Here is a 23,458-nt window from a genome sequence, read left to right on the forward strand (position 1 = left end):
GGCTGGTCAACCGAGCATCTCGGTGATCCGCAACTGTAACGCCGCCGACGCCTCGGTATGTCGTGAGCGTGAGGATCTGCTCGCGCCCCCTTTACCATTTGCCGTTCGCCGAGGGGCAGGCCCCTCTTGGCGCGTATCAGAAACAAGTTCCGACGGCGCGCGGTCGCAGCCGACGGCCTGAATTCTCGCGCTTGACCTTCCTATCATGGGAAGGTCCATCTGCGTTGGGCATCGTCCTTGAGGAGCTGCCAATGCCCGCACAAATCCTTCAGCCGCTGGAGATTCCCGTCCTGGGGATGACCTGTGCGAGCTGCGTCGGCCGCGTGGAGAAGGCGATCTCAGCCGTCCCTGGCGTCGTTCGCGCCTCGGTCAACCTCGCCGCCGAGCGCGCCCACGTGGAACTCACGCCCGACGGTCAAACCGAGGCCGTCGTCGAAGCGATCCGCAAGGCCGGCTACGAGCCGCTTGAACGAACCCTCGAGCTGAAGATCGAGGGCATGACCTGCGCTAGCTGCGTCGGGCGGGTGGAGCGGGCGCTTCGCGCCGCGCCGGGCGTGCTGCAAGCGCAGGTCAACCTGGCTACGGAGCGCGCCACAGTTGCCGTGCTCGAGGGCGCTGATATCGCCGCCCTCGTTTCCGCCGTCGAGAAGGCCGGCTACCACGCCGCCCCGATCGTCGAAGCCGGCCCGGACCTCTCCGATCGCGAACGCGAGACGCGCGCGGCGGAGATCCGGGGCTTGAAGCGCGCGGTGGGCCTCGCCGCCCTGGCGACGATCCCGCTGTTTCTGGTCGAGATGGGCCGCCACTTCGTGCCCGGCGCCCACCATCTTCTGGCGAGCACGATCGGCGAGCAGCCCTGGCGCTTGATCAGCTTCGCATTGGCCGCCTTCGTGCTGTTCGGTCCGGGCTTGCGCTTCTATCGCAAGGGCGTGCCGAACCTCGTTCGGCGCACGCCGGACATGAATTCCCTGGTGGTGCTCGGCGCGACGGCCGCGTTCGCTTATTCGACCGTCGCCACCTTCATGCCCGGGCTGCTGCCGGCCGGAGCCAACCACATCTATTTCGAAGCCGCCGCCGTGATCGTCACCCTGATCCTGGTCGGACGCCTGTTCGAGGCCCAGGCGAGGGGCCGCACGAGCGAGGCGATCAAGCGTCTGATGACGCTGCAGGCGAAGACCGCGCGCGTGGAGCGGGCGGGCGTCGTCCTCGAGGTTCCCGTCTCCGAGGTCCTGGTCGGCGACATCGTCGTGGTCCGGCCGGGCGAACGGGTGTCGGTGGACGGCGAGGTCCTGGACGGGGCCTCTTACGTCGATGAATCCATGATCACGGGCGAGCCGATCCCGGTCGAGAAAGGTCCGGGCGCCGCTGTGGTTGGCGGCACGGTCAACAAGACCGGGACTTTCCGCTTCCGCGCCACCAAGGTGGGCGCAGCCACCCTGCTCGCCCAGATCGTGCGGATGGTGGAGGCCGCCCAGGGCGCCAAGCTGCCGATCCAGGCTCTCGTCGACAAGGTCACCAGCTGGTTCGAGCCGGCTGTCATCGTCGGCGCTGTCCTGACCTTTGCCGCCTGGCTGGTCTTTGGCCCCAGCCCGGCGCTGAGCTTCGCGCTGGTCAACGCCGTGGCGGTGCTGATCATCGCCTGCCCGTGCGCCATGGGCCTGGCGACCCCCACTTCGATCATGGTCGGCACCGGCCGCGCCGCGGAGCTGGGCGTCCTTTTCCGCCGTGGCGAGGCCCTGCAGAGCCTGCGCGACGTCCAGGCGGTCGCCTTCGACAAGACAGGGACACTGACGCTCGGTCGGCCGGTCCTGACGGATGTCCGCGTCACGGATGGATTCGCGGAGTCCGATCTCCTGCGCCTGGTGGCGGCGGTCGAAAGCCGCTCGGAACATCCGATCGCCCAGGCGATCGTCGAGGCGGCCCAAGCCCGCGGCCTGCAGCTGCCCGAGACGTCCAGCTTCGAGGCCCTTCCCGGCTTCGGCGCTGAAGCGCTCGTCGATGGCCGGCGGATCCAGGTCGGCGCGGACCGCTTCATGGCGAAACTCGGCGTCTCGGTCGCCGCTTTCGCCGCCGACGCGGATCGCCTCTCGGGTGAGGCTAAGACGCCGATCTACGCGGCGGTCGACGGCGAGCTCGCCGCCATCCTCGCCGTGGCCGATCCGATCAAGGACACCACGGCCGAGGCCCTGGCGATGCTGCACGCAGCGGGTCTGAAGGTGGTGATGATCACCGGAGACAATCGGCGCACCGCGCAGGCAGTCGGCGCGGCGCTCGGCTTGGACGAGGTGGTTGCCGAGGTGCTGCCCGATGGCAAGGTCGCCGCCGTGAAGAACCTTCAGCAGCGCTATGGTCGCGTGGCCTTCGTCGGCGACGGGGTGAACGATGCCCCGGCCCTGGCGAGCGCCGACGTCGGGATCGCCATGGGGGCCGGAACAGACATCGCCATCGAGAGCGCCGACGTGGTGCTGATGCGCAGCGACCTGCGCGGCGTGACCACGGCGATCGCGCTCAGCCGTGCGGTGCTGCGGAACATCCGCCAGAACCTCGCCTGGGCGTTCGGGTACAACGTGGTGCTGATCCCCGTCGCCGCCGGCGCCCTTTACCCCGCCTTCGGCCTGCTGCTGTCCCCGATGGTGGCCGCTGGCGCCATGGCGCTGTCCAGCGTCAGCGTCCTGACGAACGCGCTTCGCCTGCGAGGCTTCCGCGACGCCGCCTTGCAAGGAGCACGGCCATGAACATCGGTCAGGCCTCGAAGGCCTCGGGCGTCACCACCAAGATGATCCGCTACTACGACGAGATCGGCCTGGTGCGCCCCGCGAGCCGGACCGACTCCAACTATCGCGAGTACGACGCCCGCCAGATCAACGAGCTTCGCTTCATCAAGCGCGCGCGTAGTCTCGGCTTCTCGATGGACGAGATCACGCAACTGCTGTCGCTGTGGCGGGATCGCGAGCGGCCGAGCCGCGAGGTCAAGGCGATCGCCGACCGACACGTCGCCGATCTCGACGCCCGGATCGCCGAAATGCAGGCCATGGCGGACACCCTGCGGCACCTGTCGCACTGCTGCGCCGGCGACGATCGTCCGGACTGCCCCATCCTTGCCGACCTGACGGCCGGGGCCGAGCCGACCACGCCGCTCGAGCGAGTGAAGGCAAGAGCGCGATAAGCTTAGCTGCGGCAGAGACAGGCGAACTGACAAAACTCGGAACTGCGAGCTTCAATACAGAGTTGACGGATCGCTCACCCGTTGTTGCGGGGAGAAACATTCCCATCGCTGTAATCTTGCGCAGGAACGGCCAATGTCACACAAACTATCCCATGGCTGGAGGGATGTTCCCATCCAGGAGCTGGCCAGTCAGTATCTCGCCCAAGACGGTCTAACATTCGATTTCGATGCCGGTCGCGAGCGCTACGACTATCAGGTCTCGATCGGGGATGAGGGGAACGACGCCCTCGTCGGACGCGGCGACCGCGATCACTTCTGGGGACTTGGCGGCAACGACCTGCTGAGCGGGGACCGCGAAAACGACGTGCTCTATGGCGACTCCGGCGCCGACACCCTCAGCGGGGGCGACGGCGCTGACCGGCTCACGGGCGGCATGGACGGAGACCGGCTCTATGGCGGCAGGGACGCTGACGCCCTGATGGGCGGCATGGGCAACGACTACCTGGACGAGGGCGCGGGCCATGGCGACCTGGAGGGCGGGATGGGCGACGACACGCTGGTCGGCGGGCTCGGACCCGACGCCTTCGCGGTCGACCCCACCAGCGGCGACGATGTGATCCGCGACTTCACCGCGGGTCCCGGCATGTTCGACCACCTCGCGCTGCGGGACCTCCGGTGGGAAGATCTGAGTTTCGAAGACACCCCTGCGGGTGTGCGTGTCAGCTGGCAGGGCGGCTCCGTGCTGCTGGAGGGCGTGCGTCAGGCGGATCTCGCGCAGGACGACTTCATGTTCGCGAACGCGCCGGATCTTCCGCCCGCCTCGCGCCCGGCGACGGCGCCGACCCCCGAGCGGCCCACAGCCAGCGTCGAGGGTCCGGACCCCAGGCACGGAAACCTGCCTGGCGAGCGTTTCGACCAAGCCGCCGACGCGGCGATGCGGGATGGTGATGTCGCGCTCACCTTTACAGGCGACGAAAGCTATCAGGTGCTTGTCGGCGAGCGGGAAGCCGATCACCTGACCGGCGGGGAGAGCGTCGACAACATCTTCGGTCGGGATGGCGCCGACACTCTGCTCGGCGCTGGCGGCGACGATGTGCTGCAAGGTGATGCTGGCGACGACCGACTGGAAGGCGGCGACGGCATGGATCGCCTCGATGGCGGCATGGGCGCCGACACCCTGATCGGCGGCGCCATGGTCGACGACATCATGGGCATGGAGGGCGCGGACTCGATCGACGCCGGCGCCGGCCACGACATGATCGAAGGCGGCATGGGAAACGACACCATCACCGGCGGCACGGGGGCCGACGCCTTCATCGTCGATCCGCACAGCGGCTTCGACGTCGTCACCGATATGGAAGTCCGCGGTGAGGCGCAGGGCGCGTTCGACCACCTCGCGCTGCGCGATATCCGGCCGGATCAGGTGTCCGTCGTGGATCGCGCGGAAGGGGCGTTCGTGTCCTGGAACACCGACCGCGACGCCGATCCGGAAGGCGGCGTCCTGCTGCTGGGCGTGTTCAGGGCCGATCTCCGGCAGAGTGACTTCATGTTCATCGACGAGCCCGGCTTCGTCCCGGGGATCAGCACCGCCGGTTCGGATTGGATTTTCCCGGCATGACGTGGGGCGGGTCGTCGCTTGACGCGCGGCGGCCCGCTCACCGCGAGTTGGCGACAAAGGTGGGGACGCCGGCACCGCGGGAGCCTGCAAGGCGTTCGCTCATGTGCCGACGATGCCTGCGTTTAGCGGCCGGGAGCGCTCAGCGGCCGGGAGGGCTCAGCGGTCCTCATGCTCCATCGCGACTGACACGAGTTCTGCGCCGCATGTGGCAGCCGCCCCTTCAATTTCCGTTCGCTGTTTGGATCCTCGAAGTCGCGCAGATTGCGCGCTCAACCGAACAGCGGCGTGAAGGCTTGCCCTTCCGCGCCTCAGGGATCATTTTCGCCTGCAGAAAGGACCGCCTTCTGCGCCATTGGCCCACCTTGCTCGCGTTCGTCGCGGCGATGCTGCTCGCATACGCCGGCGGACCGACTTTGGCCAAGACCGCGGCCTGCGATCCCTGCCCGCCGGATTGTCCGATGATGGCGGACGCCGCCCATAAGCCGTCTTCAGACCCTGCCGGGCAGAAGGAGAAAGCGCCTTGCGAGCGCAGCGTCCTCTGCCCCGCTGCGGTCGTTGTCGGGCCGGCTCCCATGGCGCCGGTCGAAGTCCAGCAAAGCGCGACCCTGATCGCCGTCCGCTGGACCGACTCTCCGCCGGCGCCATCTCGCCCGCCTGACCGAAGTCTAAGACCGCCCATCCACGCCTGATCCCCTGATCCCGGCTCGCCCGTGCGAGTCGTCGCAGGCGCATGCGCGCCGTTCCAGGAGATCAGAGCATGTCAGCTCGAAGAGGTTGGTTGGCCATCGTGGCCGCCGCCTGCGTTACGACCCCTGCTGTTGCGGGGCCCCTGACCTACGAAGAGGCGCTCGCGCGAGCGCGCCAGACGGCTCCTGCGCTTGCCGCCGCCGACCTCAAGGCGCGGGCGGCCCGGAGCAGCGCGGTCGCGGCGGGACGTCTGCCAGATCCTCAGCTGAGGTTCGGCGTGGAAAATTACCCGATCTCCGGCCCCATGGCGGGCCGGTTCGGCGCCGACGAGATGACCATGGCGACGGTCGGCGTCATGCAGGAGTTCCCGAATGCCGGGCGGCGGCGCGCGGAGGCTGCGGGCGCCCGCGCCGATGTCGCCATGGCGGAAGCGCAACGGGCGGTCACGACGCGTGAGGTCCAGCTCGGCGCTGCGTTGGCTTGGGTCGATCTGCATTACGCCCAGAGCCGCTTGGCGGCCTTGGATGCGATCCTGCGGCAGATCGAGCCCATCTGGCGCTCGGCCCCGGCCGGGGTGGCGTCGGGCGCGGACCGCGCGGCCATGGCGCTCGGTCCGATCCGCGCGCGAGCCGCCCTGCAGGACCAGCGCGATGAGCTCGCGGCCGCCGCCGGGCGGGCGAAGGCCGAGCTCTCACGCTGGACCGGCGACCTGGACCCAACCGTCGCCGGACCGCCGCCGTCGCCGGACATCGAGCCGGGGAGTCTGCGGGCCGGCCTTGAGGCGCATTCCACACTGCGGGCCTACGACTCGGCGCGAGCAAAGGCGCAAGCCGATGTGGACGTCACGCGGGCGGCAAAGCGGCCGGACTTTGCGCTGGAAGCCAGCTACGGGCGCCGCGACCCGATGTTCGGCGACATGGTCTCGGCGGGCGTGACGGTGCGGCTGCCCCTCTTCGCGGGTCAGCGGCAGGATCCGCTGATCGCCGCGCGGCGCGCCGATGCGGCTCGCGTGGATGCGGAGGCGGAAGTCGCGCGCCGCAGCCTGCGCGCCGGGCTCGACGGAGATCTCGCCGACCACCTGATGCACCATGAACAGTGGATGCGGTCCAAGGATGTCGTTCTGCCCGCGGCACAGCGGCAAGCTGATCTGGAGACCGCCAGCTACGGCGCCGGGCGCGCGGGGCTCGGCGACGTCCTGCAGGCGTTCACCGAGTTGGCCGAAGCCCGGCTCACCCTGCTCGAACGCGAGGCGGCGGTGGCCCGCGACGCGGTGCGCATCACCCTCACCTATGGAGCCGACGCGCCATGAGCATCCCCATCACGCGCGCGCAGCTGGCGGCCGGGGGCATGATCCTGCTCCTGCTGGGCGGCGCTGGCGGCTACGGCCTCTCGAGGCTGAGCTCATCCGACAAGCCGGCGCCGGCCCCAACCAGCGCCGGCCGCCAGGTGCTCTATTGGTACGACCCGATGGTCCCCAGCCAACGGTTCGACAAGCCGGGCAAATCCCCGTTCATGGACATGCAGCTGGTGCCCAAGTACGCCGACGAGGCGGGGGCGGACGCCGGTGTGCAGATCGATCCGGCGAGGGTCCAGAGCCTCGGCGTACGTCTGGCGACAGCCGAACCGGGGCGCCTGCCTAGCGAGATCACCGCCCCGGGGGTCATTGACTTCAACGGGCGCGACCTCGTGGTGGTCCAGGCGCGGGCCGGCGGCTTCGTGCAGCGTGTCTATGCGCGTGCGCCCGGCGACATCATCGCCGCGGGCGCGCCGCTCGCCGACGTGCTCACGCCGGAGTGGGGCGGCGCCCAGACGGAGTTCCTGGCCGTTCGCCGCACCGGCGATCCGGCCTTGATCGCGGCCGCGCGCCAACGCCTGGCGCTGCTCGGCATGTCGCCCAGCCTGATCGCCTCGGTCGAACGCAGTGGTCGGCCGCAGACGGTCGTCCGCATCACAGCGCCGGGTGGCGGCGTGATCCGAACGCTGAGCGTGCGCAATGGCATGACGGTGAGCCAGGGCCAGACGCTCGCTGAGATCAGCGGGCTGGGGAGCGTCTGGCTCAACGTTTCGGTGCCCGAAGCCATGGCCGGCCAAGTCCGCCCCGGACAGACCGTGACGGTCACGCTCACCGCCTTCCCGGGCGAGCAGTTTGCCGGGCGTGTCTCAGCCATTCTGCCGGAAGCGGCCGCCGAGAGCCGCACCCTGACCGCGCGGGTCGAACTGCCGAACCGCGGCGGGCGCCTGCGGCCGGGCATGTACGGACAGGCGCAGTTCGCGGGCGCCGCCTCGCCCGCGCTGCTTGTCCCCTCCGAAGCGGTGATCCGGACGGGTCGCCGCGCACTCGTCATGCTGGCCCAGCCTGGGGGACGATTCCGTCCGGCCGAGGTGCAGGTCGGCCGCGAGGCGGGAGATCGGACTGAGATTCTGGCAGGCCTCCACGCGGGCGAACAGGTGGTCGCCTCCGGCCAGTTCCTGCTCGACTCAGAGGCCAGCCTTGCCGGCGTGCAGGCGCGGCCGATCCCGTCGACGCCGCCCGCGGCGGCCCCATCGACCGCCTACGAGACGACCGGACGGATCGAGCGGTTGCAGGGCCGGTCGATCACGCTCAGCCACCAGCCGGTCCCGGCCTTGCAATGGCCGGCGATGACCATGAGCTTCACCCTCGCCGACCCGAAGCTGGCCAAGGGTCTGAAGACCGGCGATCCGGTGCGCTTCGCCTTCGACCAGGCCGGCGGCGTACCTACCGTGCGGCGGATCGCCAAGCTGGATGCGGCCGGTTGATCGCCGCCCTTATCCGCGCCTCCGTCCGGGGACGGTTCTTCGTGCTGATCGCGGCCGCCGGCCTGTTGCTGGCCGGGCTCTGGGCGGTCCGCTCCACAGCGGTGGACGCGCTGCCTGACCTCTCCGACGTCCAGGTGGTGATCCGCACCAGCTACCCGGGACAGGCGCCTCAGCTCGTCGAGAACCAGGTCACCTATCCGCTCGCCACCACCATGCTCTCGGTCCCCGGAGCCAAGACGGTGCGGGGCTACTCCTTCTTCGGCGACAGCTTCGTCTATGTGCTCTTCGAAGATGGGACCGACCTCTATTGGGCGCGGTCGCGGGTGCTGGAATACCTCAACCAGGTGCAGGGGCGGCTCCCCGCGTCCGCCAAGCCGGCGCTTGGACCCGACGCCACCGGGGTCGGCTGGATCTACGAATATGCGTTGGTCGACCGCAGCGGGCGACACGACCTCTCCCAGCTTCGCAGCCTGCAGGACTGGTTCCTCCGCTATGAGCTGAAGAGCCTGCCCGGCGTCGCCGAGGTGGCGAGCGTCGGCGGGATGGTCCGCCAGTATCAGGTGGTCCTCGACCCGACCAAGCTCGCCGCCTATGGCGTCACCCACACTGAGGTGGTGGGCGCGCTGCGCAACGCCAACCAGGAAGCCGGCGGTTCGGTGCTCGAGCTGGGCGAAGCCGAATACATGGTCCGCTCAGGCGGCTATCTGGCGAGCCTCGACGACTTCCGCGCGGTGCCGTTGCGCGCGGCGGCAGGTGGCGTGCCAGTGCGCCTGGGAGATGTCGCCACGGTACAGGTTGGCCCGGAGATGCGGCGCGGCATCGCCGAGCTGGATGGCCAAGGCGAGGTGGCCGGCGGCGTGGTGATCCTGCGTTCTGGAAAGAACGCCCGCGAGACCATCGGGGCGGTGAAGTCGAAGCTGGCCGAACTAAAGGGCAGCCTGCCGGCCGGCGTGGAGGTCGTGACGACCTACGACCGGTCGCAGCTGATCGACCGCGCCATCGCCAATCTGACGCAGAAGCTGGTCGAGGAGTTCATCGTCGTCGCGATCGTCTGCGGCCTCTTCCTGTGGCACGCGCGCTCGGCGCTGGTGGCGATCCTCACCCTGCCGCTCGGCGTGCTGGCGGCTGTCCTGGTGATGCGCGGCCAGGGCGTGAACGCCAACATCATGTCGCTGGGCGGCATCGCCATCGCCATCGGCGCCATGGTCGACGCCGCCGTGGTGATGATCGAGAACGCGCACAAGCACCTCGAGCGGTGGACTCATGAGCATCCGGGCCGGACGCTCCGCGGCGAGGCCCGTTGGAAGGTGGTGACCGAGGCGGCCGCAGAGGTCGGGCCGGCCCTGTTCTTCAGCCTGGTGATCATCACCCTGTCCTTCGTGCCGGTGTTCACACTTCAGGCGCAGGAGGGCCGGCTCTTCGCGCCGCTGGCTTTCACGAAGACCTACGCCATGGCGGCCGCCGCGATCCTGTCGGTGACCCTCGTGCCGGTGCTGATGGGCTACCTGATCCGCGGTCGCATTCCCGCCGAGCAGGACAATCCGCTCAACCGGGCGCTGACCCGGGCCTACCGGCCAGCGCTCGACTGGGTCCTGCGGCGCCCTAGGACCACGCTGTTGCTGGCGGCCTTGGCCTTCACCACGACGGCCTGGCCGCTCAGCCGCCTGGGCGGCGAGTTCCTGCCGTCGATGGACGAGGGCGACCTGCTCTACATGCCCTCAGCCCTCCCCGGGATTTCGGCCGCCAAGGCCGCCGAGCTGCTGCAACAGACGGACCGGCTGATCCTCACGGTGCCTGAGGTGAAGACCGTGTTCGGCAAGGCCGGACGGGCGGAGACCGCCACGGACCCCGCCCCGCTGGAGATGTTCGAGACCACCATCCAGTTCAAGCCACGCGACCAATGGCGGGCGGGCATGACGCCTGAGAAGCTGGTCGAAGAACTCGACCGGACCGTGAAAGTCCCCGGTCTCGCCAATGTCTGGGTGCCGCCGATCCGCAACCGGATCGACATGCTGGCGACCGGGGTGAAGAGCCCGATCGGGGTGAAGGTCTCAGGACCAAACCTCGCCGAACTCGACCGCATCGCCGGCCGCATCGAAGCGGTCGCCAAGACCGTGCCGGGGGTGAGCTCCGCCCTCGCCGAGCGCTTGACCGGCGGACGCTACGTCGATGTCGACATCGACCGCGCCGCCGCCGCGCGCTTCGGGCTCAACATCAGCGACGTGCAGGCCATCGTGTCTGGCGCAATCGGCGGCGAGACCGTCGGCGAGACGGTGGAAGGCCTCGCCCGCTATCCGATCAGCGTGCGCTACCCGCGCGAGCTGCGTGACAGCCTGGAAGGCCTACGTTCGCTGCCGATCGTCACGCCGGCCGGGCAGCAGATCACGCTCGGAACCGTCGCCCGGGTGCAGATCGCCGACGGCCCGCCGATGCTGAAGACGGAGAACGGCCGCCCCTCAACCTGGGTCTATGTGGACGTGCGTGGACGCGATCTCGCCTCGGTGGTCGGCGACCTGCAGACGGCGGTCGCCCGTGACGTGAAGCTCACGCCGGGGGTCAGCGTCGCCTACTCGGGTCAGTTCGAGTACCTGCAGCGGGCGGCCGATCGGCTGAAGATCGTCGTGCCGGCGACCTTGGCTATCATCTTCCTCTTGCTCTACCTGACCTTCGGCCGCTTGGACGAAGCGGCGCTGATCATGGCCACCCTGCCGTTCGCGCTCACCGGCGGGATCTGGGCGCTTTATCTGCTCGGCTATCACCAGTCGGTGGCGACGGGGGTGGGCTTCATCGCCCTGGCCGGCGTCTCCGCCGAATTCGGCGTGGTGATGCTGATCTACCTGAAACACGCCCTGCAGGAGCGTGGTCCCGATCCCACGCCGAGCCAGGTCGCCGAGGCGGTGCGCGAAGGGGCGCTGCTTCGGGTGCGGCCGAAGGCGATGACTGTCGCAGTTATCCTGGCGGGCCTCTTCCCCATCCTGATCGGCCATGGCGCCGGTTCGGAGGTCATGGGCCGCATCGCTGCGCCCATGATCGGCGGCATGCTCACCGCCCCCTTGCTTTCCATGCTCGTCATCCCGGCAGGGTACCTCCTGCTGCGGCGTCGGCGCACGGATCCCCCAGCTTCAACCCCTAAAGGAGACTACCCATGAAGCGCGCTTATCTCATCGCCGGCGTCGTCAGCGCCGTTCTCGCTCTGGCCGCCTGCGGCCAAAAGACCGAGACCCAGGCGGAAGCCTCCACGGCCCCGGCCGAACCTGCCGCGGCGCCCGCCGCCACCGACAGCATGGCGGGCATCAACATGGCTTCGGCCGAGGCCGCCAAGACCGCCAAGGGGACCGGGACCGTCACCGCCGTGGATGCGGCGAGCGGCGCCATCACCATCAACCACGGGCCGATCCCGGAGGCCAACTGGCCGGCCATGACCATGGCCTTCAAGGCTGCGCCGGCCCTGACCCAAGGGCTCAAGGCCGGCGACAAGGTCGCCTTCGACTTGAAGCTCGAGAACGGCGGCGGCGAAGTCACCGCGATCCAGAAGCAGTAGGCGCCGCGCCTGTCGGACCACGGGGGATGGCTCAAGCTCAGCGCACCTGGGGGTGAGCCATCCCATCTGCGGCTGCGATGGCCCAGCGCCTGCCTTGGTGCGCGGATTGCGCCGTCACACCAGGTCTCGGGCAATCTCGATCAGGGTCCAGGCATAGGCCCCCACGGTCGGTATCGCAGTCGTGGCGACCCCGAAGGCGCGTCCACCAGCGCCTTGCGGGTAGCCGTGCAAGAAGGTCACGCGGCCGAGGCCAAAGAGGGCTACGGCGCACGCAATATAGGCGAGCGGCGCCTCGCCGGAGGTTGTGGCGAGCGCCAAATGGCCAACCACCGCAATGAAGGCCTGCTCTAGGGTGTTCTGCAGAAAGGCCGCTGGGACTGCGAGGCGCGCGCTCGGCTGGCTGTACGCGGAACCGGCGTTGTCCTCGACGGAGGTGAACCGCACCTTCGCCACCATGCGCACGGCCAGAACGACCCACAGCGCGATCAGCAGGTCGGCTTTCAGCGCAAACGCGAGGCGCTCGGCGAGGTCCTGCGGAAAGGCGAGGCGTCGGGGGAGCCCCACGCAGGCGAGCACCAGGGTTGATCCGCAGACGGCGAAGGCTAGGAGCGCTCCGAGTTTCACGGTGCGCTGTTCCTTTGGCAGATCAACCCTTGGCCGCGTGGGCGGCTTGGTCATTGCGGTGACCTCTTCGCGCGGGCCCAAAGCCGATAGGTGTCCCCGAAGATCTCAGGGTGATCGAGCTCATGGCGATGCAAGGCGCGAAGATCACGCAAGGCGCCCGAGCGGGGGTTCTGCGCCAAGTATCGCGTCCGGTCGGCGGTATGGCCGAACTGGACGCCGAGGAACTCGAGACCCGCCACCCCGAACATCTCCCCGATCTGAGGCAGGGTGAAACGGTGCTCGTTCACGTGGAACAGGAGGTCACGACAGTCTGAAAGGGTCCAGAAGTCAGACGCGGGGCTCATTACGGCCTCCAGCGCGGGTGGCGCACCATCGAGCATCAGGGAACGGCGGAGCGCCCGGATGCCATCCGCGTCGTCGCGATATCCGGCGCGCGCAATGTGGGCGCGCGCTTCGATGACCGCACGTCGACCGATTTCGCTGTAGAGGCCAACGAAGAGGAGCCCAGATGAGCTCAGCAGCCCGGCAAGATTCCGCAGCCCCTGCGCCGGATCCTCCATGTGATGGAGCACGCCGAAGCTGTCGATCAGGTCAAAACGTTCCTCCAAGGCCGCTAGGTCCAGGATGTCCGCCTGCAGGTGTTCCACGTCGGTGAGCCTGTACTCCCGAGCCTTGCGCATGGCGTAGCCGAGACTGGCGGCGCTGAGGTCCACCGCCAGGATGGAGGCCCCGCGATAGGTCGTCGCGACCCGCATGGTCTCCAGCCCGGTGCCGCAGCCGGCGATCAACACGCGGGGGCGGGCAAGATCGGGAATGTCGCCGGCCGGCAGGTCAGGCAGGGCGTTCTGGACAGCCCTTCGGAAGGGCAGCGGCTCGCCGAGGCTGCAGCGCGTCCAGCGCGGGTAAGGGTTCTGCTCGTACTGTTGCTGGACGGCCCGCGAGACGACGTCCGTGGGAGGCTTGAGGACGGGCAGTCGGTCGCGCAGCTCGGCTTCCTGGTCCGGCTCACTGAGCTGCTCGCGAAGGAGGTCGGCGAGAAACGGCAGGGCGGCGCCCCGGAGCCGCGCAGCGAGCGGGGTTGCGGCGAGCGGACGATAGGCGGCGACGATCGCGATCTTGGTGAGATCGCCCGGCTGCTGTCCGAGGTCCTCGCGGTCGAGGGCCGTGATCAGGCTGCCGACGCGAGCCTGCTCGGCCGGCGCCGCGAATAGGACGTACTCGTTGAGGAACGCCTGCCGGGCGAGACCGATCGCAATGCTGAGCTCCTCCTCAAGGGGTTCGGCCGCCCCCTCCGTGAGCCTCAAGAGATCGGACCGCAGCTGGACAAGCACGAATTCGATGGCCACGTCGGGCACGGGAGCGGTGGCCAGCAAGGTTTGAAATAGGTGATCCTGGATGAGCTGGGAGGCTGTCGTCGCCTCGCGCTCCAATGTCTCTGCGAGCTGACCGGGCGCCCCGGCGATACTTTCGAGGAGACGATCAATCTCTGGCTGCTGCCGCAACACTGCGATGGCGGCAGTCGCCAGATTGCGGGGGTTGACGTCCGGGCGGTCGAACAGCTGCAGCAAGATCTCTCTGAATGCCGGCGTCGGGGGCGCTAACCGAGTGTGGCGGAGTGCGCCAGCAAGGCGCCGCCAGGCCTCGGCGTCGCCGGGCGCGGCCTCCACGGCCTGGGCGAGCAACGCCAGCCCTTCCATGCCGTGACCGAGTTGCAGGCGCGCAAGGCCGAGGTTCGCCAGCAAAATCGCACGCAGGGGGTGCCCCGCCGGCGTCGCCTTTCTACCCCTATGGAAGTGTTCCGCAGCTCCCGCGGCGTCGCCGCTCTGCAGGCACAAGAGACCTAGCCCATTGAGGGCGGTCGGCAGTGCGGGCGCTCGTTTCAGTGCAGAGCGGTAGCAACGCTCCGCGTCGGACCGTCGTCCGATCAGACGATAAGCGTCGCCGGCCGCAGCAAACGCCTCTGCGAAGTCTGGCTTGAGAGCTGCGGCCCGTTGGAAGAACGTCGCCGCGATCTCGTAAGCCTGCAGCCGTCGATGGGCTTCACCGAGATTGAACTGAATGAATGGGTTCTTCGGCTGCCCACTCGCCGCCTTTTCAAACCATGCGACCGCGTCGTCTGACCGCCCACGGTTCAAAGAGACCGTACCCAGGACATTCAGCGCTGAGGGATCCGAGGGCCTTGCCGCGAGAACCTTTCGAGCGTGCTTCTCTGCCTCAGGCCATCGGCCTGCGTTCACGTGCGCCACCGCCTGCTGCAGGTCGACCACCGCCTGAGGTGGCCCCGCAGGCGTCAGGCGCGGCGGCGGAGGCGGGAACCGTCTCATGCACTGATCAAGCGGCGCTCAGCGACCGCGCCTCCCTCAAATCGGCCCTGGCATCGCGAATGATCGACCACGCAGATTGGAGGAAGAGCCCCGAAATGATCACCGCTACGACGAGATCGGGCCAAGCGGTCTTGGTCCAGAACACCAGGCCTGCGGCGATCACGACGGCGAGGTTCCCCAGGGCGTCGTTGCGGGAGAAGAGCCAGACGGCGCGAACATTGGCGTCGCCGGCGCGGTGGGGGATCAGGATGAGCGCCGCCGCAACGTTCGCCACCAGCGCGATCATGCCGAATACGCCCATGAGCTCGGCCTCTGGCTGGTTCAGCACCAGCACGCGATAGGCCGTGTTCAGAAGCACCCCGACGCCGAGCGCCGCCAGGAACAAGCCTTGGATAAGCGCAGAGCGCGCACGCCAGACGAGCGACCAGCCGATCGCCAGCAGGCCCAGGAACGTGATGAGCCCGTCGCCCATGAAGTCGAGGGCGTCCGCCTTCAGCGCCTGCGAGCCGGCGACGAAGCCGGCGACGATCTCCACCAGGCCGTAGCCGGCATTGATCAGCACCACGATCCAGAGCGCCCGCCGGTAGGCGGGCGTGATATGGCTGAGGTTCTTCGGGAGCTCATCGTCATCCGCCGTCGCCGAAGGCTCCGCGCGATCGATGTGATAGCCAAGGTCGGTGACCGTGGCCTCTACGGTCGGCACAAGCTTCGCGGCATCGTCGACCTTCAACGTCATCATCGAAGACGCGATGGAGACACGCGCTTCCTGGACACCAGGCAGCTTGGCCACCGCCGACTGGATCTTTTCCGCGCAGCTGGAGCAATCCATGCCGGTCACACGGTACCGGAGGGACTCTGCGGCGGCTGTCGTGTTCGACATGTATTTTCTCCCGATGTGGCCACTCTAATTGCTCTAGCGGCTTGAGGATCAAGCCGTTGCGGCGGCTCTCCCGAGCCTCGCGAAGCCGGCTCTTGATCCTCTAGTGACTTGAGCATGTATCGTGCTGTTAAGACCTATTCGCAGTCGCACTCAGGACGCTTCGATGCCGGCGCTCGCACGCCTCTTCCTCGCGGTCGCCCTTCTCATGGCCGCCCAACTTCCCGCCACCGCCGTTGCCCAGGACGCGCCGCCCTCCGCGGCCGTCGCCTGGCGCCTGCTGGACTATATTGCGGTGGATTACCCCGGCGCTGTCTCCGACGGCCGGATCGTAAGCGAGGCCGAGTATGCGGAGATGCGGGAATTCTCCGCCTCTGTGCGCAGCCGCATCGCCGCCCTGCCGGCGAGTTCCGCCAAACCGCAGCTCCTGGCAGAGGCGAACGCACTCGTCGGATCCGTGGATCATCGTGCCGAGCCTGCCGAGGTGGCGCGCCGGGCCCGAACCCTCGCGGCCGATTTGCTAAAAGCGTACCCCGTGCCGCTCGCGCCGCAGCAGGCCCCAAACCTGGTCCGGGGTGCGGCCCTTTACGCCGAGCAGTGCGCGTCCTGCCACGGCGCCGTCGGCAGGGGTGACGGCCCCAACGCCAAAGGCCTTGATCCTCCGCCGATCGCCTTCACCGACGTGGCGCGCGCCAACGAGCGGAGCCTCTTCGGTCTCTATCAGGTGATTGGCCAGGGGCTCGACGGCACGGCCATGCCCAGCTTCGCCCACCTGTCGTCCGACGATCGCTGGGCGCTGGCGTACTATGTTGGGACCTTCGCCTATTCCCGAGAGGCCGAGCGCGCCGGCGAGCAGGCGTGGCGCGCGGGGTCGCAGCTGCACGCCGTCGTCCCCGACCTACAGGTCCTGACCCAAACGACCCCCGCAGCTCTGGCGGCCCGCGTAGGCGAGCCGCAGGCCACCCAGATCATGGCTTATCTGCGCCGCCATCCTGAGGCTGTAGCGCCGAAGTCGGATGGCGGGCTGGACGTCGCCCGCCGCAAACTCGCGGAAAGCCTGAACGCCTACGAGGCGGGCGATCGCAAGCGGGCTGAGGAGCTCGCGCTGTCGGCGTATCTTGACGGGTTCGAGCCTGTCGAACCTCTGCTGCGCGCGCGAGACGGCGCCCTGATGGCGAAGGTCGAGGCGTCCATGGGCGAGCTCCGGGCCAGCCTTGCCCGCGGCGCGCCGTCGGCCGAAGTGGCCGCGCAGGTCCGAGGGCTGGATGGGTTGTTCGATGAAGCTGCGCGGGCGCTCGCGCCGGAGCAGGCCAGCGCCGCCTCAAGCTTCCTCGGCGCCTTCACCATTCTGCTGCGGGAGGGAGTCGAGGCGCTTCTGATTGTGATCGCGATGATCGCCTTCCTACGGAAGGCCGAACGCCACGACGTACTGCCCTACGTCCACGGCGGCTGGATCGCCGCCCTTCTGGCGGGGGGGCTGACCTGGGCGGCGGCGACCTACCTCATCTCCATCAGCGGAGCGAGCCGCGAACTGACCGAAGGGTTCGGGTCCTTGGTCTCCGCAGTCGTGCTGATCTCGGTGGGGGTGTGGATGCATGGGAAGGCCCAGGCGGGCGCGTGGCAGGCGTATATTCGCGACAAGCTGTCGGCGGCGCTGTCAAAGCGGTCGGCCTGGTTCCTGTTCCTGTTGGCCTTCGTCGTCGTCTACCGGGAAATGTTCGAGACCATCCTGTTCTACGCCGCCCTCTGGAGTCAGGGGGGGCAGCTCGCGATGGTGTCCGGCGCCGGCTTGGCGGTCATCTGCCTGGCGGTGATCGCCTGGGCGCTGCTGAGCTACAGCAAGCGCCTGCCCATCGCGCAGTTCTTCTCCTACAGCTCGATCCTCATCGCCGTATTGGCCGTGGTGCTCGCCGGGAAAGGCGTGGCGGGTCTGCAGGAAGCGGGGATGCTCGATGTCCGGCCCCTGGCGGCGCTGCCCCGAATTGAGGTGCTCGGCGTGTTCCCGACCTGGGAAGGGCTCCTAGCTCAGCTGCTCACGCTGACCGTCGTGGTGGTCGGGTTCTGGGCAGCGGGCCGGCGCGCCCAGGCCGAGGCGCGGGTCTAGGGCACATTCGCCTGGAGTTCATCGAGCCAGATACGGGCGGAGCCGTCCGACGGGGCGCGCCAGTCGCCGCGCGGGGAGAGGTTGCCGCCCGAGATCACCTTGGGGCCGTTCGGCATCGCTGAGCGCTTAAACTGGCTGATCTCGAAGAAGCGGAACAGGAACACGCCTAGCCAGTGCTTTATGGCCGCCAAGTCGTAAGCGTTGCGCGCCTCGGCGGGGAAATGCGCCGGCCAATGCCCAGCATCGCGGTCCTTCCAGGCGTGCCAAGCGAGGAAGGCGACTTTCGACGGCCGCAGGCCGTAGCGGGTAATGTAGTAGAGGTTGAAGTCCTGCAGCTCGTAGGGCCCGACCTTGGCCTGGGTGCTCTGGATCGCCCCCGAGGCGTCGGCCGGCACCAACTCCGGCGAGATCTCCGTGCTCAGCACCGAAAGCAGCGTCTGGGAGGCGTCGGCGTCGAACTGGCCTGTGGTCGCGACCCAGCGGATCAGGTGCTGGATCAGCGTCTTCGCCACCGAGCCATTGACGTTGTAGTGGCTCATCTGGTCACCCACGCCGTAGGTGCACCAGCCGAGCGCCAGCTCCGACAGGTCGCCCGTCCCGAGCACGAAGCCGCCGCGCTGGTTGGCGAGCCGGAACAGGTAATCCGTCCGCAGCCCAGCCTGAACGTTTTCAAAGGTCACGTCGTACACCGGTTCACCCACGGCGAAGGGGTGACCGAGGTCGGTGAGAAGCTGGCGTGCGGCCGGCTTGATGTCGATCTCTTCCCCGGTGACGCCGAGCGCCCGCATCAGTCGCCAAGCGTTCGACTTCGTGCCCTCGCTGGTTGCGAAGCCCGGCATGGTGAAGCCGAGGATGTCCGAGCGGGGCTTGCCGAGCGCGTCGAAGGCCTTGGCCGCGACAATGAGAGCGTGGGTGGAGTCCAGGCCGCCGGACACGCCGACCACAATGTGCCTGGACTTGGTGGCGTCGAGGCGTTTGGCGAGTCCCTGGACCTGGATGTTGAAGGCCTCGTAGCAATCCTTGTCGAGGCGCGCGAGGTCGTCCGGTACAAACGGGAACCGGTCAATCGCGCGTAGCAGACCGACGTCCTGGAAACTAGGCTTGTGGTGGAATTCCACCCGGCGGAAGCAGGTCTCAGGACGCCCTGACGCCACGGCGGCGTTGTTGAAGGTAGGTGTGCGCATGCGCTCAAGGCGCAGGCGTTCCACGTCGACGTCGGCCACGGCCATCTGCGCCTTGGCGGGGAAGCGATCCGTCTGGGCGAGCAGCACGCCAAGCTCGTGGATGGTCGCCTGACCGTCCCAGGCGAGGTCCGTTGTGCTCTCGCCCGGTCCGGCCGCCGAATAGAGATAGGCCGCCTGGCAGCGCAGCGACTGGGACGCACAAAGCAATGCTCGGTCGTCGGCTTTGCCGACCACGATGTTGGAGGCGGACAGATTGCAGAGGATCAGCGCGCCCGCGAGCGCGGCCTGGGTGGACGGCGGCGTCGCGGCCCAGAAGTCCTCACACATCTCCATGTGGAAGACGAAGTCCGGCAGATCGGCCGCCGTGAAGAGAAGGTCCGTCCCGAATGGAACGGATTGGCCGGCGATCTGCGTGTGCAGCCCGACAACGCCTGCGCCGGGAGCAAACCAACGGTTTTCGTAATACTCCCTATAGTTCGGCAGGAAGCTCTTCGGCACGACGCCCAAAATCCGCCCGCGAGAAATTGCGATCGCGCAGTTGTAGAGCCGGCCATTGTGGGCGACGGGGGCGCCGACGATCAGCACCGGGGACAGCGCGGTGCTCGCCTCGACCAAACGTGCGAGCTCGAGCTCCACGCGGCGCACCAGGGTGTCCTGCAGCAACAGATCGTCGATGGCGTAGGCCGACAGTCCCAGCTCCGGGAAGAGCATGAGGTCGACGGCGCGGGCATGGCCATCTTTCGCAAGGGCTAAGGTTTCGTCGGCGTTGAAGCCGGGGTCGCCGACCGCTACGCGCGGCGTGCAGACGGCCACACGCACCAAGCCTTGCGTGTGAATGGCATAGAAGTTCGAGGTCACGGGTGCTCACCTCCGCTGTCACCCGGAGCAAAGCCGCGAGGGGCGGGAGCGGTTGCGGCGTGGGCTGCCCAGAGGGACGTCGCCTCAGATCCTTGGCTTGAACGGAGCGGCTGTTGGGAGGCCGGCTGGCGCAGCCGCCACGTTCAAGCCCGGGCTTGCAAGGTCGCCTAGCTTTCGCCCGCAAGCGAGGGAGCTTTCATGCTTTGGGTTTTGAGGGTGGCCTATGCCCCGGGGTTCATGTTCGGGTTCATCGGCGCGGGGCTGGGGCTCGTCGCGAGCGGTCGGTCCTTGGCCTGGCTTGCTCCGCTGCTCGGCGCCGCTATCGCGGTTTCGTTCCTCGTGGAGCGGGTCATTCCCTACGAACCGATCTGGAACAGACCGCGCGGGGATAGCCGCCGCGATGTCCTGCACGCGCTGGTCAACGAAGCCAGCGTCTACGCCGGCGCAGCGCTGATCCCTGTGCTGACCCTGCTGTCGCCGGCCGCGGGCCTCTGGCCGGCCGCCTGGCCGATCTGGGCTCAGCTGGTGCTTGCGATCCTCGTGGCGGACCTCGGGATCACCCTTTGCCATTACTTCAGCCACAAGTTCCAATGGCTCTGGCGCTTCCACGCCGTCCATCACTCAGTGAAGCGGATGTACGGCTTCAACGGCCTCATGAAGCATCCTGTGCACCAAGCCGTGGAGACGCTCGCCGGGACTGCGCCCCTGATCCTGATGGGCATGGCGCTCCAGATCGGCGTCCTTCTCGGTTTCGCGGTCGCGATCCAGCTCCTGCTGCAGCATGCCAATGTCGACATGCGGCTCGGACCGCTGCGCTACGTGATGGCCTGGGCGCCCGTGCATCGCTTCCATCACCAGAAGTGGCCCGGCGTCGGCGACGTGAACTTTGGACTGTTCACCTGTCTCTGGGATTATCTTTTGCGCACGGCGTACTACGATCGCAGCAAGCGCCTCAGCTCCGACGACATCGGCATCGGCGATCAGCCGAACTATCCGACGGACTATGTCGCCCAGCTGGCGGCCCCGTTTCGGAAAATCAGCTGAGACCAGGCGCTCGCCGGCCTAGGCGCTGGGCGTCGCGAGGTGGAGTTGGCTGGCGGTCACCCCGAACGTGGCCTTGAGGGTGCGGGCGAGGTGCGCGGCGTCGGCGAAACCCGCAGCATGCGCGGCGACCGTGGCGTCACGGCCAGCCAGGAGATGCTCGGCGGCCAGGCGAAGCCGCCGCCAGAGCAGGAAGCGCCGATAGGGCAAACCGACCTCCTCTGCGAAGAGGTGGCGGAAGCGCTCAGGAGACAAGCCCGCGACGGCGGCCGCCCGCTTGAGGGGCGTAGGCCCCTCCGATAGATCCTCCTCGAGCACAAGCATCGCCGCCTGGAGGCGCGGATCCAGGGGCCGGGGCGCAGGCGTGGGCGACGACAGCCACCTCGCCCAAAACTCTTCCCCCGGCGCGCCCCTCAACACGGCAAGAGACCGCGTTTGCCGGATTTGCCGCAGCTTGGCTTCCAGCTCCGCCGCCGCGTAGCGCGAGGGCTCCAGGAAGATGAGCTCGGCCGAAGGCGACGCCACGAGGCGATGGGGCGCCAAGGGATCGATCAGGACGCAGTCAGCGGAGACGCTGCGTCCCTCGGCATCGTGGACCGTGAGCGGCTCGCCGCTCAGGACGGCCTGTGCGGCGAAATGACGGTGGGCGGCGGCGTCGCCCACCGCGCCGCGCCAGACTGCCCATGTCGCCCCCAGCTCCAGTGCACCGGCCCAGCCCGGCTTATCCTTGCCCCCGGCAGGCCGACTCATAAGCGATTCCACAGTCCGATCCATGGAGCGGTCAGAGCGCCGTCGGGCGCCATCAGTTCAGGCCAACGCCGCGCATGATGAAACGGCTGCGCGGCAAGGCCGGCAATCGCCCGAAGTCGAGCCCGAGGTCCTGCTGGGGGACCTCGTAGCGAATCCTTCGGGTCAGCACCTCGAAGGCGCGCTCCATGATCTCAACTACGATCCACTCGCCCGGGCAGCGGTGGCCGGCCAGATGGTCACCGCCTCCCTGCGGCACGAAATCGAACGGACCGGGCGGATGGGCGGCGAACCGTCCGGGTCGAAAGGCGTCCGGATCGGCCCAGGCGGACGGATCGTGGTTGGTGCCGTACAGGTCCAGGATCACCTGCCGGTCCGCCGGGAAGCTGAGGCCGCGCCAGGTGAAGGGCTGCCGCACGCGCGCGATGAGCGACGGGAAGAACGGGTAGAAGCGGCGCACCTCCTGGATGAAGGCGTTGCGTTGCACCGGTCCCTCACGCGCTACCTGCGCCGCTTCCGGATGGGTGTGCAGGGCGTGGGCGAGCAAGACCACGTAGACAGCGGTCGCGACGGTGGGACGCAGCACGTTGGCGAGCTCGACGGCGGCGATGTTCGCCGCGAGCAGCTCGCCGTTGAGCTCCCGCGCATGCGCGATCCGGAAGGCGGCGGTGTCCTCATCCGGCGTCTGCCCGCCGTCCCGGATCGCCTCGACGACCCGCGAGAGCCAATGATCGACCTTGCGGCGCGCGTAGCGGGACCAGAGGTGTCGAGGGCCGCGCGCGCCGGCCGCATCGAACAGGGCTCGGAGTTCTCGCGCGCGGCCCTGGACCTCGGCCGCTTCGATCGGCACGCCTGCCCACGCGCACACCGCACGCGTGAGCATCGGATGCAGTTCATCGTAGAAGGTGATCTCGCGGCCGTCCGAGGCCCAGCCCGCCGCGGCGCGCATTAGTTCGGCTTCGAAAAGCTCTCCAAGCACCCTGATGCGCTCAGGCGCCATCAGGTCCATGAACAGCTGCTTGCGGCGGCGATGTGCGTCACCGTCGAGCCCCTGAACGCCCCCATCGCCGAGCAGGGTCTTGCGGATTGGCGAGGGCATGGCGCCTTCTCGCTTGAACCGGTCCACGTCGTAGAAGAGTGCCGCGGCTTCCGGTCCTTTCAGGCAGATCGTGTCCTTGAAGAGGACATGCGTTTCGAAGCCGTCTGCGCCGATCCGATCGCACTGTTTGGAGATGAAGCGATAGGGGTCAGTCACTAGGGCTAGAGTGGCGTCATGCGGCGGCTGGTGGCGGGCGGTCATGAATGCCCTTTCGCTGGCGGACTGGATGGGGCGGTGGCGGAGGCCTGCCGGCCAAGCGAGGTGAGCAGCAGCCATGCGACACCGACGGTGATCGCGGTGTCTGCGAGATTGAAGGTCGGCCAATGGAAATCGCCGATGTGGGCGTCGATGAAGTCGGTCACTGCGCCGAGGCGGACCCGGTCGACGATGTTCCCTAGGGCGCCACCGACAATCAGCGCGAGCGGCGCCGCCACGGCGAGACGGCGCTCGCGCCACATCCATGCCATGAGCCACAGCGCGACTGCCGCCGTGCCGGCGACCAGCAGCCAGCGCCCAAGTTCGCCTGAGCCGGCGAAGAGTCCGAACGTGACGCCGGTATTGGACCCGAGCTGCAGGTTCAGAGACGGCCCCAGGGTCGCGGGCTCCGTGAGGTGGGCGCGCGCTATGAGCTTGGTGGCCTGATCGGCCGCGAGCACGCCGAGGCTAAGGGTGAGTCCAAGCGTCCTGTGCATCGAGGCTCCTTTTGCTGCTCAGCCTTCCACCTCTAGCTGCTAGAGGATCAAGCCCGATCTGGCGCCGCTCGAGCGCGCGAGCGGATCGGCCTGCGCCGGCGGCCCGCTGACAGAGCTT

General features: G+C 68.3%; 17 protein-coding genes. 10 read left to right on the plus strand and 7 right to left on the minus strand.

All coding sequences use genetic code 11. The features are described 5' to 3' along the window. Nucleotides 1–251 precede the first annotated feature (251 nt). From H2041_RS07130 to H2041_RS07165, 8 genes are all read left to right on the plus strand, one after another. On the plus strand, nt 252–2,735 hold the full coding sequence (locus tag H2041_RS07130; protein WP_293411160.1) for a heavy metal translocating P-type ATPase: 2,484 nt from the start codon (nt 252–254) through the stop codon (nt 2,733–2,735). Further along, the gene (gene cueR / locus H2041_RS07135) at nt 2,732–3,166 is read left to right on the plus strand and encodes a Cu(I)-responsive transcriptional regulator (RefSeq protein ID WP_257817678.1); all 435 of its coding nucleotides are present in this window, start codon (nt 2,732–2,734) and stop codon (nt 3,164–3,166) included. Before H2041_RS07130 ends, cueR begins: the two co-directional genes overlap by 4 nt. A gap of 133 nt (nt 3,167–3,299) precedes the next feature. After that, entirely contained in the window at nt 3,300–4,784 is a 1,485-nt protein-coding gene (locus tag H2041_RS07140; protein ID WP_293410952.1) for a calcium-binding protein, read from the plus strand. 203 nt (nt 4,785–4,987) lie between these two features. Next, a complete protein-coding gene (locus H2041_RS07145; RefSeq protein ID WP_293410955.1) occupies nt 4,988–5,473 on the plus strand; it encodes a hypothetical protein in 486 nt (161 codons plus the stop codon). Between the two features lie 98 nt (nt 5,474–5,571). Beyond that, nucleotides 5,572–6,780, plus strand: a complete 1,209-nt coding sequence (locus tag H2041_RS07150; RefSeq protein WP_257839065.1) for a TolC family protein — start codon at nt 5,572–5,574, stop codon at nt 6,778–6,780. Further along, nucleotides 6,777–8,249 carry an efflux RND transporter periplasmic adaptor subunit gene (locus H2041_RS07155; protein ID WP_293410957.1) on the plus strand — a complete coding sequence of 491 codons (1,473 nt, stop codon included), beginning with the start codon at nt 6,777–6,779 and terminating at the stop codon, nt 8,247–8,249. Before H2041_RS07150 ends, H2041_RS07155 begins: the two co-directional genes overlap by 4 nt. Beyond that, the gene (locus tag H2041_RS07160) at nt 8,246–11,398 is read left to right on the plus strand and encodes an efflux RND transporter permease subunit (RefSeq protein WP_293410959.1); all 3,153 of its coding nucleotides are present in this window, start codon (nt 8,246–8,248) and stop codon (nt 11,396–11,398) included. Before H2041_RS07155 ends, H2041_RS07160 begins: the two co-directional genes overlap by 4 nt. Beyond that, nucleotides 11,395–11,790, plus strand: coding sequence for a copper-binding protein (locus H2041_RS07165; protein ID WP_257835900.1), 396 nt, complete (start codon nt 11,395–11,397; stop codon nt 11,788–11,790). The genes H2041_RS07160 and H2041_RS07165 overlap by 4 nt, the downstream gene beginning before the upstream one ends. 114 nt (nt 11,791–11,904) lie before the next feature. Here the strand turns inward: H2041_RS07165 and H2041_RS07170 are convergent, their stop codons facing one another. The 3 genes from H2041_RS07170 to H2041_RS07180 all read right to left on the minus strand — a co-directional run bounded on the left by H2041_RS07170 (nt 11,905) and on the right by H2041_RS07180 (nt 15,618). Next, nucleotides 11,905–12,468: an MAPEG family protein gene (locus H2041_RS07170; protein WP_293410962.1), complete on the minus strand. Its 564-nt coding sequence runs from the start codon at nt 12,466–12,468 to the stop codon at nt 11,905–11,907. Then, nucleotides 12,465–14,681: a tetratricopeptide repeat protein gene (locus H2041_RS07175; protein ID WP_293410965.1), complete on the minus strand. Its 2,217-nt coding sequence runs from the start codon at nt 14,679–14,681 to the stop codon at nt 12,465–12,467. Before H2041_RS07175 ends, H2041_RS07170 begins: the two co-directional genes overlap by 4 nt. A 64-nt stretch (nt 14,682–14,745) precedes the next feature. Then, nucleotides 14,746–15,618, minus strand: a complete 873-nt coding sequence (locus H2041_RS07180; protein WP_293382899.1) for a cation transporter — start codon at nt 15,616–15,618, stop codon at nt 14,746–14,748. 163 nt (nt 15,619–15,781) lie between these two features. On the opposite strand from H2041_RS07180, the gene H2041_RS07185 reads away from it, so the two are divergent. Next, on the plus strand, nt 15,782–17,719 hold the full coding sequence (locus H2041_RS07185) for a cytochrome c/FTR1 family iron permease (protein WP_293410969.1): 1,938 nt from the start codon (nt 15,782–15,784) through the stop codon (nt 17,717–17,719). Here H2041_RS07185 and H2041_RS07190 read toward each other — a convergent pair. Beyond that, nucleotides 17,716–19,761, minus strand: coding sequence for an NAD(+) synthase (locus H2041_RS07190; protein ID WP_293410971.1), 2,046 nt, complete (start codon nt 19,759–19,761; stop codon nt 17,716–17,718). The genes H2041_RS07185 and H2041_RS07190 overlap by 4 nt on opposite strands. A gap of 198 nt (nt 19,762–19,959) precedes the next feature. Between H2041_RS07190 and H2041_RS07195 the strand changes: the two genes are divergently transcribed. Next, nucleotides 19,960–20,805 carry a sterol desaturase family protein gene (locus H2041_RS07195; RefSeq protein WP_293410974.1) on the plus strand — a complete coding sequence of 282 codons (846 nt, stop codon included), beginning with the start codon at nt 19,960–19,962 and terminating at the stop codon, nt 20,803–20,805. Between the two features lie 18 nt (nt 20,806–20,823). Here H2041_RS07195 and H2041_RS07200 read toward each other — a convergent pair whose 3' ends face one another. Genes H2041_RS07200 through lspA form a run of 3 tightly spaced genes read right to left on the minus strand, consistent with a single transcriptional unit; the run spans nt 20,824 to nt 23,340 of the window. Further along, entirely contained in the window at nt 20,824–21,552 is a 729-nt protein-coding gene (locus H2041_RS07200; RefSeq protein WP_293410976.1) for a helix-turn-helix domain-containing protein, read from the minus strand. Between the two features lie 52 nt (nt 21,553–21,604). After that, nucleotides 21,605–22,849 carry a cytochrome P450 gene (locus H2041_RS07205; protein ID WP_293410978.1) on the minus strand — a complete coding sequence of 415 codons (1,245 nt, stop codon included), beginning with the start codon at nt 22,847–22,849 and terminating at the stop codon, nt 21,605–21,607. After that, complete coding sequence (lspA, locus tag H2041_RS07210; protein WP_293410981.1) at nt 22,846–23,340, minus strand: signal peptidase II; 495 nt, start codon at nt 23,338–23,340, stop codon at nt 22,846–22,848. Before lspA ends, H2041_RS07205 begins: the two co-directional genes overlap by 4 nt. Between the last annotated feature and the right edge of the window lie 118 nt (nt 23,341–23,458).

The organism is Phenylobacterium sp., assembly GCF_013911965.1.
Taxonomy (GTDB): domain Bacteria; phylum Pseudomonadota; class Alphaproteobacteria; order Caulobacterales; family Caulobacteraceae; genus Phenylobacterium.